At 63.5% G+C, this 13536-nt stretch carries 10 protein-coding genes; 5 read left to right on the forward strand and 5 right to left on the reverse strand.

Features of this window, described 5'->3' with window-relative positions; all coding sequences use genetic code 11:
• Positions 1–2: 2 nt before the first annotated feature.
• Positions 3–203, reverse strand: coding sequence for a YqaE/Pmp3 family membrane protein (locus tag ASD03_RS25270; protein WP_025425329.1), 201 nt, complete (start codon positions 201–203; stop codon positions 3–5).
• Between the two features lie 131 nt (positions 204–334).
• On the opposite strand from ASD03_RS25270, the gene ASD03_RS25275 reads away from it, so the two are divergent.
• From ASD03_RS25275 to ASD03_RS25295, 5 genes are read left to right on the forward strand one after another with little or no spacing between them, the layout of a single operon-like run.
• Complete coding sequence (locus ASD03_RS25275; RefSeq protein WP_057217168.1) at positions 335–1009, forward strand: phosphoribosylanthranilate isomerase; 675 nt, start codon at positions 335–337, stop codon at positions 1007–1009.
• The gene (gene trpB, locus ASD03_RS25280) at positions 1006–2226 is read left to right on the forward strand and encodes a tryptophan synthase subunit beta (protein ID WP_025425331.1); all 1221 of its coding nucleotides are present in this window, start codon (positions 1006–1008) and stop codon (positions 2224–2226) included. The genes ASD03_RS25275 and trpB overlap by 4 nt, the downstream gene beginning before the upstream one ends.
• Before the next feature lie 5 nt (positions 2227–2231).
• A complete protein-coding gene (gene trpA / locus ASD03_RS25285; RefSeq protein WP_025425332.1) occupies positions 2232–3071 on the forward strand; it encodes a tryptophan synthase subunit alpha in 840 nt (279 codons plus the stop codon).
• Positions 3072–3121: 50 nt separating this feature from the next.
• Positions 3122–4039 carry an acetyl-CoA carboxylase, carboxyltransferase subunit beta gene (accD, locus tag ASD03_RS25290; RefSeq protein WP_025425333.1) on the forward strand — a complete coding sequence of 306 codons (918 nt, stop codon included), beginning with the start codon at positions 3122–3124 and terminating at the stop codon, positions 4037–4039.
• A gap of 27 nt (positions 4040–4066) precedes the next feature.
• The gene (locus ASD03_RS25295; protein ID WP_025425334.1) at positions 4067–5410 is read left to right on the forward strand and encodes a folylpolyglutamate synthase/dihydrofolate synthase family protein; all 1344 of its coding nucleotides are present in this window, start codon (positions 4067–4069) and stop codon (positions 5408–5410) included.
• Positions 5411–5646: 236 nt separating this feature from the next.
• Here ASD03_RS25295 and trxA read toward each other — a convergent pair whose 3' ends face one another.
• From trxA to ASD03_RS25315, 4 genes are all read right to left on the reverse strand, one after another.
• A complete protein-coding gene (trxA, locus tag ASD03_RS25300; protein WP_025425335.1) occupies positions 5647–5970 on the reverse strand; it encodes a thioredoxin in 324 nt (107 codons plus the stop codon).
• Between the two features lie 86 nt (positions 5971–6056).
• Positions 6057–9626 carry a double-strand break repair helicase AddA gene (gene addA, locus ASD03_RS25305; RefSeq protein ID WP_057217170.1) on the reverse strand — a complete coding sequence of 1190 codons (3570 nt, stop codon included), beginning with the start codon at positions 9624–9626 and terminating at the stop codon, positions 6057–6059.
• Positions 9616–12795: a double-strand break repair protein AddB gene (gene addB, locus ASD03_RS25310; RefSeq protein WP_025425337.1), complete on the reverse strand. Its 3180-nt coding sequence runs from the start codon at positions 12793–12795 to the stop codon at positions 9616–9618. The genes addA and addB overlap by 11 nt, the downstream gene beginning before the upstream one ends.
• Before the next feature lie 2 nt (positions 12796–12797).
• Positions 12798–13529: a nucleotidyltransferase family protein gene (locus tag ASD03_RS25315; RefSeq protein ID WP_025425338.1), complete on the reverse strand. Its 732-nt coding sequence runs from the start codon at positions 13527–13529 to the stop codon at positions 12798–12800.
• Positions 13530–13536 lie beyond the last annotated feature (7 nt).

The raw sequence follows: 13536 nt of genomic DNA on the forward strand, positions 1-13536 counted from the left end.
AATTAGCCGCGGCTGGGGCCGGCGAGTGCCGCCTGAATTTTCTCGTCTGTCTTGTACTGGCTAAGCGCATAGACCGACCAGATCGCTGCCGGTACCCAGCCGATCAGGGTAATCTGCAGAATGAGGCAGATGATGCCTGCAAAGGGACGGCCGATGGTGAAGAACTGAAGCCAGGGAAGAATGAGGGCAAGCAGCAGACGCATTCGTCTCTCCGTTGTGATAGAATGCATATGGTGAGCGCACGCCGACACCGCAATGCCGCACCCTCTGGACGACGGTGTGCAGGGTGGTTTTTGGCTCGACTCCAGCGACATTTCATGCAAGGTCGCTTCTCATGAAAACCGAAGTGAAGATATGCGGGCTGAAGACCGCGGAAGCGGTGGATCGCGCAGTTGCGCTCGGCGCAACGCACACGGGGTTCATCTTTTTCGCCAAGAGCCCGCGCAACCTGGAACCCGATGACGCTGGCCGCCTGGCGGAAAGAATCCGAGGCAAGGCGAAAATCGTCGCCGTGACCGTCAATGCCGACAATGACGATCTCGATGAAATCGTCGCCGCGCTTAATCCGGACATTCTGCAGCTGCATGGCAGCGAGACGCCCGACAGGGTGCTCACCGTCAAGGCGGTCTACGGCCTTCCGGTGATGAAGGCCCTGTCGATCCGCGACGCCGACGATCTGAAAAAGGTCGAGCCCTATATCGGGATCGCCGACCGCTTTCTCTTCGATGCAAAGCCCCCAGCAGGATCGGAATTGCCCGGCGGCAACGGTGTTTCCTTCGACTGGAAGCTGCTCGATGCGCTTGACGGCAGCGTCGATTACATGCTTTCCGGTGGTTTGAACGTGAACAACATCGGTGAGGCCCTGGCGCAGACGCGCGCCCGCGCCATCGATACCTCCTCCGGCGTCGAGAGCGCGCCGGGCGTCAAGGATCTGAAGCTCATGGAATCGTTTTTCGATGCCGTTCGCCAGGCGGAGGCGGTTACGGCACGGTCAGGGAGCAAGACGTGAACGAGGCGCCAAAACTGAATTCCTTCCGGGCGGGCCCTGACGAAGACGGCCGTTTCGGCATTTTCGGTGGCCGCTTCGTTGCTGAAACCCTGATGCCGTTGATCCTCGATCTGCAGGCCGAGTGGGACAAGGCAAAGAACGATCCGGCCTTCAAGGCCGAACTCGACAATCTCGGCGCGCATTATATCGGTCGCCCGAGCCCGCTCTATTTCGCCGAACGGCTGACCGCAGAACTCGGCGGCGCCAAGATCTACTTCAAGCGCGAAGAGTTGAACCACACCGGTTCGCACAAGATCAACAATTGCATTGGCCAGATCCTGCTTGCCAAGCGCATGGGCAAGACGCGCATCATCGCCGAAACCGGCGCCGGTCAGCACGGCGTGGCCTCGGCCACCGTCGCCGCCCGCTTCGGCCTGCCTTGCGTCGTCTACATGGGCGCGACCGACGTCGAGCGTCAGGCGCCGAACGTCTTCCGCATGAAGCTTTTGGGTGCCGAGGTGAAGCCGGTGACCGCCGGCAACGGCACGCTCAAGGATGCGATGAACGAGGCGCTGCGCGATTGGGTTACCAATGTCGACAACACCTATTACCTGATCGGCACGGCTGCCGGTCCGCATCCCTATCCGGAAATGGTCCGCGACTTTCAGGCCGTCATCGGCCAGGAGGCGAAGGAACAGATGCTTGCGGCCGAAGGCCGGCTGCCCGATCTCGTCATTGCTGCCGTCGGCGGCGGTTCCAATGCGATCGGCATCTTCCACTCGTTCCTTGACGACGAAGGCGTGAAGATCGTCGGCGTCGAGGCTGGCGGCAAGGGGCTCGACGGCGACGAGCATTGCGCGTCGATCACGGCCGGTTCGCCGGGCGTGCTCCACGGCAACCGCACCTATCTGCTGCAGGACGGCGACGGACAGATCAAGGAAGGCCACTCGATTTCGGCCGGCCTCGACTACCCCGGCATCGGCCCGGAACACTCCTGGCTCAACGATGTCGGCCGCGTCGAATATGTGCCGATCATGGACCACGAGGCGCTGGAGGCATTCCAGATGCTGACCCGCCTTGAAGGCATCATCCCGGCGCTGGAGCCCTCGCACGCCTTGGCCGAGGTCATCAAGCGTGCGCCGAAGATGGGCAAGGACGAGATCATCCTGATGAATCTCTCCGGTCGCGGCGACAAGGACATCTTCACCGTCGGCAAGATTCTGGGTATGGGGCTATAACGATCATGACCGCACGCATGGACAGAAAGTTCGCCGATGTGGCGTCGGAAGGACGTCCGGTCCTTGTCACCTATTTCATGGGTGGCGACCCCGATTTCGAAACGTCCCTTTCCATCATGAAGGCGCTGCCGAAGGCCGGTGCCGACGTCATTGAACTCGGCATGCCGTTTTCGGACCCGATGGCCGACGGACCGGCGATCCAGCTTGCCGGCCAGCGCGCGCTGAAGGGCGGCCAGACGCTGGCAAAGACGCTGGAGATCGCTCGCCGTTTCCGCGAGGAAGACCAGCGCACGCCGATCGTGCTGATGGGCTACTACAATCCGATCTACATCTACGGCGTCGATCGCTTCCTGACGGATGCTTTGGACGCAGGCATCGATGGCCTGATCGTTGTCGATCTGCCACCGGAGATGGACGATGAACTCTGCATCCCCGCCTTGCAGAAGGGCATCAGTTTCATTCGCCTGGCGACGCCGACGACGGATGACCGTCGTCTGCCGAAGGTTCTCGAAAATACCTCGGGCTTCGTGTACTACGTCTCGATGAACGGCATCACCGGCTCGGCACTGCCGGATCCGTCGTTGATTGCCGGTGCCGTTCAGCGCATCAAGGCCCATACGAAACTGCCCGTTTGCGTCGGTTTCGGCGTCAAGACGGCGGAACATGCAAGAGCCATTGGTGCTTCCGCCGATGGCGTCGTCGTCGGTACGGCGATCGTCAATCAGATCGCGTCGAGCCTGACCGAAGAGGGCAGGGCAACGGACGCGACGGTACCGGGTGTCGAAGCGTTGGTAAGGGGCCTTTCGGCTGGCGTGCGGTCCGCACGGCTCGCAGCAGCCGAATAATTGCCTATATTAGCGCGCACAACCCGAAGAAAATCTTCAGGAGTCTATAAGTGAACTGGATCACAAACTACGTTCGGCCGAAGATCAATTCGATGCTGGGCCGCAGGGAAGTTCCGGAAAATCTCTGGATCAAGTGCCCGGAAACCGGCGAGATGGTGTATCACCGCGATCTCGAGGAAAACAAATGGGTCATCCCGCAATCCGGCTTCCATATGAAGATGCCGGCCAAGGCGCGACTGAAGGATCTGTTCGACGGTGGCATCTATGAAGCCCTGCCGCAGCCCAAGGTGGCGCAGGATCCGTTGAAGTTCCGCGACTCCAAGAAATACTCCGATCGCCTTCGTGACAGTCGCGCCAAGACCGAGCTGGAAGATACGATCGTGGCCGGTGTCGGCCGCGTCCAGGGCGTCAAGCTCGTCGGCGTCGTGCATGAGTTCAACTTCATCGGCGGTTCGCTCGGCATGGCCGCAGGCGAAGCGATCGTGAAGGCCTTCGAGAAGGCGATTGCGGAGAAGTGCCCGCTGGTCATCTTCCCGGCCTCCGGTGGCGCCCGCATGCAGGAAGGCATCCTGTCGCTGATGCAGCTGCCGCGCACGACCGTTGCGGTCAACATGCTCAAGGAAGCGGGCCTTCCCTATATCGTCGTTTTGACGAACCCGACCACCGGTGGTGTAACCGCCTCCTACGCCATGCTTGGCGATGTCCATCTGGCCGAACCCGGCGCCGAAATCGGCTTTGCCGGCAAGCGCGTGATCGAGCAGACCCTGCGCGAAAAGCTGCCGGAAGGCTTCCAGACCGCGGAATACCTGCTGGAGCACGGCATGGTCGACATGGTGGTCAAGCGTCATGACATTCCCTCGACGCTGGCCCGTGTGCTGAAGATCCTGATGAAGAAGCCGGCCGATGCGGTAAAACTCAACGGCGGCGGTGCAGAACCAGCGGCTTTGCCGGTTGCGGCAAGCGCATAGCATACGATCCTATCGGGGCAGGGCGAGATGACAGCGGTGGAAGCCAGCGAAGCAGGCTATGAGATCGAAAAACTCCTTGCCTTGCATCCGAAAGGCTTCGACCTGTCGTTGGACAGGATAACCCGGCTTCTGGCCGCGCTCGGCAATCCGCAGGATCGGCTGCCGCCGATCATTCACGTGGCCGGCACTAACGGCAAGGGCTCCGTCACCGCATTCTCGCGGGCGGTGCTTGAAGCCGCGGGCTTGAGCGTTCACGTCCACACCTCGCCGCATCTGGTCAACTGGCACGAGCGCTATCGGCTTGGCGTCAAGGGTGGCAAGGGCAGGCTCGTCAGCGATCCCGTGCTTGCCGATGCGGTTCGGCGCGTCGCGGAAGCCAATGGCGGCGAGAAGATCACCGTCTTCGAAATCCTGACCGCCGTTACCTTCGTTCTTTTCGCCGAACACCCGGCAGATGTCGCGATCATCGAGGTCGGTCTCGGTGGCCGCTTCGACGCGACCAATGTCATAACCCGCCCTGCGGTCTCCGTGATCATGCCGATCTCGCTCGATCACCAGGCCTATCTCGGCGACCGGGTCGAACTGATCGCAGCGGAAAAAGCCGGCATCATGAAGCGTGGCTGCTCCGTCGTCATCGGCCAGCAGGAAGAAGAAGGCGTCCGCGACGTCCTGACCTCGACCGCCGAGCGTCTCGGCTGCCCGATGTCCGTCTACGGGCAGGACTTCATGGCGCATGAGGAATTCGGCCGCCTTGTCTATCAGGACGAGCGGGGTCTGTCTGACCTTCCCCTGCCGAAGCTGCCCGGCCGTCACCAGTATGCCAATGCAGCCGCGGCCATCCGCGCCGTCCGCGCCGCCGGTTTCGACGTGCCGGATGCGGCCATCGAGCGCGGTGTCGCCGGCGTCGAGTGGCCCGGACGCTTGCAGCGTCTTGCCGGTGGCAAGCTTGGTCACTACGGCCCGCAGGATGCGGAAATCTGGGTCGATGGCGGGCACAATCCCGGTGCCGGCCAGGTGATCGCCGAAGCCATGGCGAATTTCGAGGAGCGGGAGTCCCGCCCGCTGTTCCTGATCATCGGCATGATCAGCACCAAGGATCAGCTCGGTTACTTCCGCGCCTTCCTTGATCTGGCCGAACAGGTCTTCACGGTGCCGATTCGTGGCTCCGATGCCGGTCTGGATCCGGTGGCCCTGGCGCAGGACGCGGCCTCGGTCGGCTTCGAGGCGTCCGCCGTGTCATCGGTGGCCGAAGCGTTGACCGTCATCGCCAATCTCGTCGACGAAGACCCGATGCCGCCACGCATCCTGATCGGCGGTTCGCTCTATCTCGTCGGCGACGTGCTTGCCGATAACGGTACGCCACCGAAGTGATCGGTTGCCTGCGACAAGGATCGCAACAGGCCGCCATTTGCGCTGGCGCCCGAAAATTGGCAGCCGGGCAATTTCCTCTAGAGCATTTCCAGGAAAAGTGCGAAGCGGTTTTCCGTCAGGAAATGCGTAAAAACAAAGAGATAGAGCGTTTGTGCGGTTCCGCATAAATCGGAAACGCTCTTGACAAGAAAAAAGCCCGGCAAGCCGGGCTTTGAAGTCACTTCGATGTGGTGGCCTTAAGCGGCCGCAGTCGAAATCCAGGACGTCAGGGCCGTCTTCGGAGCAGCGCCAACCTTGATGTCGGCAACTTCACCGGCCTTGAACATCGCAAGCGTCGGGATCGAGCGCACGCCGTATTGCGCGGCCAGCTCCGGGTTCTCGTCGATGTTCAGCTTCACGACCTTGACCTTGCCGGCGAGCTCGTTGGAGATTTCCTCAAGGCTCGGCGCGATCATCTTGCACGGGCCGCACCATTCAGCCCAGAAATCGACAACCACCGGCTCGGCGGCGTTCAGCACTTCCTGCTGAAAATTGGATGTATCGACTTTTACAGTAGCCATCGGCTGCTCCTTGCGTTCGAAATGTCGGTGTCCAGATGTTGTGTCTCATGTGAGGCTGTCCCACTGGATTTTCAATATCGGGTATCTCACTTTGTCGCGAGGTCTTCAAGGCTCCTGTCCAGTGCCGCATCCTCGAGCACGTGGATGACGGGGCCTTCGGTGAAGATCAACGCACACTGGAAGCGGTGCGCGGGATAAAGTGGCCGCAGCAGCTCGCGATAGATCGCAAGCTGGGTTTTATAGGCGGCGGGGACGTTGTCGGCTGACGCGGGCACGCTGCGATTGGTCTTGAAGTCGGCAATGGTGACGACGCCATCCGCCACCGACAGCCGGTCGATCCGGCCGGAAACGGCAAATTCGCGGTTTGCGAGCTTCAATGTGCCCATGACCGAGACTTCTGCGCGGCTGGCGCCGGAAAAGAGCGCGCGCAGGTCACCATGATCGAGGACCTGCAGGACGGCATCACGCAGGCGCTTGCGTTGCGTTTCGGGCCAACGCGGCACCGAGCGGGCGAGATATCGGTCGGCCGCCGCCAGGCGCTCGGACGGGGCGATCGACGGCAGCACCTGCAGCAGCCGGTGCAGGATGGCGCCGCGCAGCATCGAGAAATTTGCTGGCGTTTTCACGGAAAACAGCGCCGAGCTGACGATCATGTCGCCGTCGTCCTCATCGACCGCAATGCCGACGCCCGATGGGCTCAGCGGCCGCGGCAACCGCCGTGGCGGCGGCAGCGGCGTCGAAAGAGCAATCGGCAGGCCGGTCTTCGCGGGGGCCATGAGGTCCGATAGCTCGTCACCTGACGGCACTTCGCGCGGCACATGCGTTTCCCGCCAGGAGTGCCCTGGCCATTCTTCGTCACCCGCCTTGAAGGTGACAGGGGTGCAGCGACCATTCTCGTCCTGCGAAAGGCTCGCCTGCACGATGGCGTGCCAAGTGTCCGCACTTGGCCGCTGCCCGCGATACCCGCAGACGACCAGCCGGTCGGCAGCCCGGGTCATGCCCACATAAAGCAGCCGGCGGTATTCTTCCTCGGCCAGCGTCTTCAGCCGGTCGCTGTCGGCGGCGATGAGTGAATTCGAAGCCGAACCGGGCGCCCGCCAGACGGGCAGCGGGTAGCTCGAGCCATCGGCGAGTGGCATCTCGAGGAAGCGAAGATCGGGCACGTGCTGGGAGTTGAAAGGCTTGCCGCCGCCGTCGACCAGAAACACCACCGGCGCCTCCAGCCCCTTGGCCGCATGCACCGTCATGACCCGGACTTCGTCGCGCTCCTTGTCCTGCTCGCGCTTGACGGTCGGCGCCTCGATTTCGAGCGTCGAGACGAAAGCCTGCAGGCCGGGCAGGCCGCTTCTTTCGTGTTCGAGCGCAAAGGTCAGGAACTCGTCGAGAATGTCGCTCACTTCGCTGCCGAGCCGGGCGAGAAACGCCGCGCGCCCACCATGAACGCCAAGCACGCGGGCATAGAAATCATGCGGGGCCAATTGTTGAGAAAGGGCGGCATAACGAAGAAGCGCCTTGACGGTTCCCTCATGTGGGGAGCCTTCGATGGCGCCGGATTCCTGCAGCCTCTGCCAGAGGCTAGCGCCTTCGTCCCGTCGGGCAGCGAGTTCGAAAAGCATGTCTTCGTCGAGGTTAAACAGCGGGCTCTTTAACAGCGCCGCGAGCGACAGGTCGTCCTCCGGCAGCAGCATGAAGCGCCCGAGCGCCAGCAGGTCCTGGATGGCGATATGGCTCGTCAGAACCAGCCGGTCGGCACCGGCGACGGGGATGTCGCTGCGCCGCTTCAGGGCGCGGGTCAGCGCATTGACAAAGGCGTCGCGCTTCCGGACGAGCACGATGACATCGCCCGGGCGCATGGCGCGGCGCACGCCCTTTTCGATGATGGTCTCGCGCCCGATCCAGCTATCGAGTACGGCGGCAATGCGCCGTGCCAAAATGTTGACCGGTGCCGTTTCCGGCGTGGCATCGAAGGGGGCCGTCCATTCGTCGTCGGTCGCCGTCGGCTCGGCCGCGATCACATCCCAGATGTCGACGGCGCCGGGATGGCCGATGCGGTTCGAGGCGTGCACGACCGCTTCGTTCCGGGCGCTCAGCCCACGCGCATGCGCCGGGTTGGCAAAGACGGTATCGACGGCGGAGAGCACGTCGACGGTGGAGCGGAAGGAGAGCTGCAGGCGGATCGGACTGAACGCCTTGCCGCCGTCTCGCACGCGCCGCTCGGTCTCGATGCTTTCGCGCGAGAAACGCTCGGGGCGTGCGCCCTGGAACGAGTAGATCGATTGCTTCTCGTCACCGACGGCAAACATGGTGCGCTCGTTGCCGCGCGCACTGTCGCCCGAGAAGAATTCCGCCGCCAGCGCCTGGATGATCGTCCATTGCGTCGGGCTCGTATCCTGGGCTTCGTCGACAAGGATATGGTCGATGCCCTGGTCCAGCTTGTAGTGAACCCAGGCGCTGACGTCGCCGCGCGCAAACAGGCTTGCGGTGCGATTGATCAGGTCCTCGAAGTCGAGCTGGCTGCGGGTGCGCTTCAGCGCTTCATAGTCGTTGTTGAGCCGATCGGCGAGCGTCAGCGCCGAGAGTGTCGCCTCGTACATCTGGATGATGCTCAGCCGGTCGGCGCAGGCGATGACATGATCGCGGGCGGCTTCGACCAGCTCAATCAGATCCGGCGCGGCCTGGAGCATGGCCTTGTTTACGAAGGCCGATTCGGCGCGCGGCTTGCCGGTGCCGGTAAAGAACAGCTCCTGCAGCCCCTCGTATCGGGCCATCGGATCGACAAGCTTGGCCGTTGCGCGAAGCCCCTCGGCGAAATCGAGCACCTTGGCGCCGCCGGCGCTGGCAGCCAATCCAAGGTAGCGTTCGAGGGCCGGGCCGTTAAGGCCGGGAAGCGGCCAGACGCTTTCGAGGATGCGCTCGACGCTGTCTTCAGGTTCAAGCCTGAGTGCCGCGTGCAGTTGCACGGCGACGCCGCCATGGAGGTCAGCATGGTCGAGAAATGCCTGTATCGCCGTGCGGTTGGAGACGATCGCACCCAGCAGTTTTTCAAGCCCGGTGTCGTCGGCAAGCTCGAGCACGGTGGCAAAGGCATCGGCAAGCGGTGCATCGCTGTCAGCCGTTGTCGCGGTCAAGAGGGCGCGGCGCGCGTCTGCCAGCAGCACGGCCGCCGCCCGGTCGTCGAGAACCGAGAAATGCCCGGCAACGTTTGCCTCGAGCGGAAACTGGTGCAACAGCGCCTCGCAGAAGGCGTGGATGGTCTGGATCTTCAGGCCACCCGGCGTTTCGAGCGCGCGCGCAAACAGCCGCCGCGCCTCCTGGAGCTTCAGCCGCGAGGGCAACTCGCCCTCGATGGTTTCGATCCGCTTTTCCAGCGCCTCGTCGTCGAGCGTCACCCATTCGGCAAGGCGTTCGAACACGCGGTTCGACATTTCCGAAGCCGCCGCCTTGGTATAGGTCAGGCACAGAATGGCCGAAGGCCTGCAGCCCGCAAGCAGCAGCCGGATGACGCGCTGCGTCAGAACGTGGGTCTTGCCCGACCCGGCATTGGCTGAAACCCAGGCGGAGCGAGCGGGATCGGAGGCGAGCGACTGCCGGCGCGACGTCCAGTCGAGCCAGGCTTCGGGCGTCCTTTCGTCGGGGCCGGCGCTTTCATCCCTCATCGCTGTCATCCTCGCTGTCGGCTGTCGACCATTCCGCAACCCGGGCCAGATGGTCGTATTCACCGCCGTAGTCGCGTTCCTTCTGCACGATCAGTCGTGAGGCAAAGCCATGTCTGCCCGACATCAGGGCGGTCAGCAGCTTTCTAAGCTCAGTCAGGGCGTCGTCCGCCAGCTGATCGGCCGATTTCGTTTCCTTGGCGCGGCTGTTTTCGTTGTTGACGGTCTCGACCTTGAAGCGGGAGCCGGGCTTCAACCGGACATAGAGCAGCGATTGCGGGTGGCCGGGACCCATGCCCTTGAACGCACCGGCTTTCAGCGCTGCCGCTTCCAGCGCCAGCTGCGGATCGAGCAGCACGCGGGCTTCCTTGATCGACGGGCTGGAGCCGGTCTTGTAATCGATGATTTCCACCGTCCCGTCGGTCATCGTGTCGAGCCGGTCGGCGATCCCCGTCAGGCGAATATCCACCACCCCGATCTCCATCGATGCCGCAACTTCGGTCAACGGCTTGCGGATAAACCGCGCACGCTCCCGTTCCCAGGCGACGAACGCCTTGCCGACCGCTGCAAAGCGTGGCCGCCATATGGTGTCGATATGGGCGGGCAGCCGTTCTTCGTCGAAGGCTTCATTGAGCAGGCGGCCCATCGCCTCTTCTGCAGCCGCGGACAGGATGTCGAAGCCGCCGCGCACGAAACGATCGACGATGCGGTGATAGAGCGTGCCGCGTTCTGACGCGCCCGGATCGCGATTGAACGGGTCGAGCGGATGCAGACGCAGGATCCGGCGCGCGTAGATCGAATAGGGATCGCGGCGAAGCCGCGAGACTTCGCTGAACGAATATTTGCGTGGCTGCAGGTCGACCGGCGGCTTGGGTGCCGGGCGCTCGGCCAAGGCCTGACGCCCACCCTTGTCGAGCATCCGCGCCCACAGGAGATAGTCGCTGCCGTTCGATCGCAGGTTCTCTGCCAGCCGCTTGCCGCCCAGCGCCAGCAGCCGCTGCAGCCATCGCGATGCGACGGTCGGCGCCGATCCCTGGCGCATCGAGCGGGTGAAGATCAGCTTGCGGGTGCCGCACGCCATCTGGAAGTCGTGGGCGAGCTGGCCGATGCGGCGTTCGGGCGGCTCGAGGCCGATCCCGGTTTTCATCGTTCGGGAAAGGAAGGGATCATTGGCGGTTTGCCCCGGCCAGTTGCCTTCGTTCATGCCGCCAAGCACCACGAGATCCATGCTCTGCAGGCGCGATTCCAGCGCGCCGAAGATGAAGACGCGGGGGTGGCGCATCGAGCGCGGCTTGACCGCCTCACTGGCGGCAAGCGCCTCCATGATGTCGCACCATTGCGGTCCGTCGGCATCCATCTGGCCTTCGGTCTCGATGATGCCGCGCAGCAGCGTCGCCAAGGCTTCGCCTGCCTCGCCGGACCATAGACCGCTGAGGTCGGCGCGCTCGTCGCCGCAGACGGCCTCCAGCGCCTGGCCGGTTCGTGTCGCCCATTCGGCAAAGGTAAATATCTCGGAGAAGGGGCGGCGGCCATGGCTGCGCCGCACCAGCGCGCCGGCGAGTGGGTCCGTTGCCACCTTTACCCGCGCTGCGAGGCCCCTCGCGGCGAGAATGTCGTCCTCGGTAATGCCGATCCGCCATTCCGGGGGATGGCGGTCCGTCCTGTGATGGCCGGCTGCCTGTTCGAGCAGCGGCACCAGAAGCGAAATGTCGGCGATATCGGTGCCGCTGCGCAGCGCCAAGCGCTCCAGCACATCGGCGCTGCGGCGCATCTCCGCCTGCGGCAGGCCGAAGCGGGCTAGGGGATGCTTGAACAAAGCGACCAACGGTACCGGATCGCCGGGCCTGAGACTTGCCTCCAGCAGAAGCCGCATCAGCGTGCCGGCAGGCGTAGAGGCGAGCGGCGTGCCGGCGGAATCGTCGGCCTCGATATCGAAACGTGCCAGCTCCGCGCCGACACGGCGCGCAAGATTGCGGTCGGGGGTGATCAGGGCCGCCTGGCTGTCGTCGCTTCCCTCAAGCGCCAGCCGCAGTGCGATCGCGATCGCCGTCGCCTCCTCGCGCTCATTGGCGGTTTCGATCAGGGCGACGTCGCCAAAGGCCCGTTGCAATGTTTCGGGCTTAAGTTCGTTGCGGGTTTCAGTCCAGCCATTCGTCGCCTTGGCGGGCAAAAGCGCATGCGACAGGATTTCGCTGCGATCGATGAGCCCTGCATCGGCCTGGTCGAGGGTCGGGATATCGCGGCGTTCCACCTGCATGCGTTGCAGCAGGCGGTGAAAGCCGTATTGCGGGTGGCTGCGGCTGGCCGGATCGGATCTGCCGCCGGTGACGGTCTCGCCGACGATCATGCCCCATTCGGCGTCGGTCATCGTCTGGTCGAGCCCCGGCAGCACGATCGTGCCGTTGGACAGCTTCTGAACCGCGGCAATCAGGGCGGCCGTCGCCGGGATGGAGCCGGTCGAACCGGCAATGACGATCGGCCCTTGAAGCGCGCCCGCGGCAATGCGCTGGGTCTCGGCCTGCAGGATGGCGTTGCGATGTCGTGCCGGCGAGGATTGTTTGAGTTCTTCCAGCCGCTCCGGCCAATAGGTGCGGGCGATTTTCAGGAACTCGAGCGTCAGCTGCCACCACAGCGCATGTTCGCCGGCATCGAGACTGTCGAGCTGCTCCCAGTCGAGTTCTTCCGTCTCCATCGCATCGATGAGTTCGGCCAGATTGCGCGCCAGCCAGATGGCGTCCGCCGGGCTTGCGGGGGCGATCAGTGGGCTTTCCGCGTGAATGTCGAGCACCACCTTCGGCAGGCGGTTTCGCCAGGCAAGGATAAGCCGGCCAAGTTCGATCAGGCGGGCGGTGCCGGGAAGGGGCGGCGCCAGGTCCAAGATCGCCGGCACTTCCGCATCGAAGAAGCCGCTGTCGTCATCGGTTTCGCCGAGTGCCCGGATCGTCGGCAGGATTGCCGAACGGCCGCCGAGCAGATCGACGAATTCGGAGCGCAGCACGCGGGCGGACCGACGCGTCGGGACGAAAATCGTCACGCCGGCAAGCGGCAGCGGATCCGCGGGATCGTAGCGAAAATCCGGCGTCAGCGTCCCGTCGCAGAGTTTGCGCGCAAGTGTCTTCAGGAAGGGCAGGCCCGGCGGAATCGTAAAGACGTTGGTTCCGCGATAGGACATGCTCATCCTTCCGGCTGGTAGCGGCGGATCGCGGCTTCAGCGTCTTCGATCGCCTCTGGCGTGCCCACAGTCATCCAGTGGCCGTCGAGCACGATGCCGAACAATCGGCCTTCGGCGATCGCCCGATCGAAATAGATGTTCAGGTTGAACGCATCATCCGGCGCGTCGGCAAACAGTTTCTTGTCGAGCGCGATCGCGCCGGCATAGACCACGGGATTGTCCATGCCCTCGGCATAGCGGACCAGACGGCCGTCGGTGCCGAGCGAAAAGTCCCTCTTGCCGTTGTGCCCGGTCGTATCCTCGTCGCGCACGCAAAGCAGTGCCATGTCCATGCGCTGCGGATCGAAGAAGCCGGCGAGCCGCTCGAGATTGCTGGGCTTGCCCGCTTCCTCGCCAACCCAGAAGAGATCGGCGTTCATCACCAGAACGGGGCCATCGGCAAGCAGCTTCAGCCCCTTGACCAGGCCACCGCCCGAATTCATCAGCGCATCGCGTTCGTCGGAAATCACGATTTCGGGCGCCGGGCGCTGCGCCAGATGTGCTTCCATCTGGTCGGCGAAGTGGTGGACGTTGACGGCTGCCCTGGTGACGCCGGCGTTCACCAGCAGATCCAGAACATAGTCGATCATCGGCTTGCCGGCGATCTTCACCAGTGGCTTCGGGATGGAGTTGGTGATCGGGCGTAGACGGGTACCGAGGCCCGCCGCGAGCACCATCGCATTGCTGATCGACATTGCTTCT

The organism is Ensifer sp. Root127 (assembly GCF_001425225.1).
In the GTDB taxonomy this organism is placed as follows: Bacteria; Pseudomonadota; Alphaproteobacteria; order Rhizobiales; family Rhizobiaceae; genus Ensifer; species Ensifer canadensis.

Bases quoted from the DNA above. Each gene is read 5' to 3' on its own strand.
- ASD03_RS25270 (WP_025425329.1), bottom strand. From the start codon at position 203: ATGCGTCTGCTGCTTGCCCTCATTCTTCCCTGGCTTCAGTTCTTCACC.
- ASD03_RS25275 (WP_057217168.1), top strand. From the start codon at position 335: ATGAAAACCGAAGTGAAGATATGCGGGCTGAAGACCGCGGAAGCGGTG.
- trpA (WP_025425332.1), top strand. From the start codon at position 2,232: ATGACCGCACGCATGGACAGAAAGTTCGCCGATGTGGCGTCGGAAGGA.
- ASD03_RS25295 (WP_025425334.1), top strand. From the start codon at position 4,067: ATGACAGCGGTGGAAGCCAGCGAAGCAGGCTATGAGATCGAAAAACTC.
- trxA (WP_025425335.1), bottom strand. From the start codon at position 5,970: ATGGCTACTGTAAAAGTCGATACATCCAATTTTCAGCAGGAAGTGCTG.
- addA (WP_057217170.1), bottom strand. From the start codon at position 9,626: ATGAGGGATGAAAGCGCCGGCCCCGACGAAAGGACGCCCGAAGCCTGG.
- addB (WP_025425337.1), bottom strand. From the start codon at position 12,795: ATGTCCTATCGCGGAACCAACGTCTTTACGATTCCGCCGGGCCTGCCC.
- ASD03_RS25315 (WP_025425338.1), bottom strand. From the start codon at position 13,529: ATGTCGATCAGCAATGCGATGGTGCTCGCGGCGGGCCTCGGTACCCGT.